The organism is Corynebacterium sp. HMSC056F09 (genome assembly GCF_001815785.1).
GTDB classification, from domain to species: Bacteria; Actinomycetota; Actinomycetes; order Mycobacteriales; family Mycobacteriaceae; genus Corynebacterium; species Corynebacterium hiratae.
This window is the reverse complement of sequence record NZ_KV821950.1, coordinates 1-1626: the sequence shown is the minus strand read 5'-3', so window position 1 is coordinate 1626 and position 1626 is coordinate 1. Positions and strand designations below refer to the sequence as shown.

Genomic DNA, 1626 nt, shown 5'->3' with positions numbered 1-1626 from the left:
CCCTTATTGCCAATGGAGTTGTGAACATCCCAGTAGTCCCCGGTGATTGCCGGGGGAGAAAGGAAAGTGTTCATGACTATCTCCATCCCGCCAGAGGATATGGTTCCGCAAGGTCGGTATACCGCAGAACAAAAGGAGAAGGTGGTCCTTGAGTACTACTCGGTCAAACATGGGCAGCGCCGGAAGTACTTGGACTCCATCGGTGTCAGTTATAGCTCGTTTAAGCGTTGGCGGAAGCAGTTCGCCGGCGGGGATCTAGCCACAGGGCTTACGCCAAGGCACAATATCCCTGTGTGCCCAGAAAACATCAATGAGTACAAGCGCCTCCGCAAAAGCAATGAAGCCTTAAGCGATGAAATAGCCAGGCTCAAACAGCAGTTAGCGGAAAAGGACGAAATCATTGCTCGTAAGGCCGAGCAGACTGAAGCTCACTGTCGGGCAGTTGATGCCATGGGAAAAGCTATCGCCATCATGCAGAAGTATTCCGAGGATTAACGCGTGGTGGCCGTACTTTAACTGCTGAGCAACGTGCTGATTATGTTGAGTTTCTTAAAAGCGAAGAACTCATCGTCGAAGGCTTGGTTGAGGCGGGCTACTCTTTAACCCGCGCGTTGAAGATTATTGGTCTTGGTCGAACGACCTGGTATTACCGGCACAATCCTCGACCATGCAAGGCACCTAGTGCGTCTTTGCCTCATCCTCGCAAGCTAGATGAAAGTGACTACACACGCATTGCTGAGCTGCTTGTTCGCGGGCGGGCGCAAGGCTTGTCAGTTGCCAGAATCTTTTTTGATCATCTTGATGGTCCCGATCCGCTTTTAGCGTCGATTCGGACGTTCTACCGGATTAACGCTCAACTGTTTCCAGCATTAGAACGGCGCAGGCGGCCAACTACACCAGCGCGAGGGGTTCCTATTATCACCGCAGATAGGCCCGGGCAAGTACTGTGCTGGGACATCACGTGGCTGCCAGGATCTTTTGTCACCAAAGGCTTTCATCTTTACACGGTGTTGGATTTGTACTCGCGCAAAGTCGTGGGATGGACTGTCCAACACCGACAGGAAAAGACCATCGCTACACGCCTGATCGAACAAGTCATTGCTGACCAGGAACTCAACGGTCACAGCGTTGACGTCGTACACACCGACAACGGCAAAGTCATGACCTCACACATGATGAAGGCCATGCTGGATGAACGCGGCGTGCAGCTGTCATTGATTCGGCCGAATGTTTCGAATGACAACCCATTTGAAGAGTCATCCCATCGCACAATCAAGCATCACCGCTATGCGTTAGAAACCTATGATGATATCCAGCATGCACAGAAGGTCATCGGCAGGATTATCGACGAATACAATAACCGTGACCGCCACAGCGGGCTTAATGGATACACACCTAGTGAAGTGTATTCAGGCACGTGGCGCGACATCCTTGAGCATCGCCGAGAAAAGGAAACCGTCTACTACGCGACGCACCCTCACCGCAGGCCCCGGACATCCGTCTACAAGCCACCACCTAAAACAGTAGGAATCAACAACGGCAAACCCCTAGCGCCCGAGACAACGAGCGCGTAAAGTAACAACCACATCAAACAGGGGGATGTTCACAACTCAAAGGCAGGCGCCG

2 protein-coding genes are annotated in these 1626 nt (G+C 52.2%); both read left to right on the top strand.

Translation table 11 applies throughout. The features are described 5' to 3' along the window. The first annotated feature begins 72 nt into the window (after positions 1–72). Positions 73–495, top strand: a complete 423-nt coding sequence (locus HMPREF3056_RS09785; protein WP_070679339.1) for a transposase — start codon at positions 73–75, stop codon at positions 493–495. Between the two features lie 83 nt (positions 496–578). Beyond that, complete coding sequence (locus HMPREF3056_RS09780) at positions 579–1574, top strand: DDE-type integrase/transposase/recombinase (protein WP_158010552.1); 996 nt, start codon at positions 579–581, stop codon at positions 1572–1574. The last annotated feature ends 52 nt before the right edge of the window (positions 1575–1626 follow it).

Bases quoted from the DNA above. Each gene is read 5' to 3' on its own strand.
- HMPREF3056_RS09785 (WP_070679339.1), top strand. From the start codon at position 73: ATGACTATCTCCATCCCGCCAGAGGATATGGTTCCGCAAGGTCGGTAT.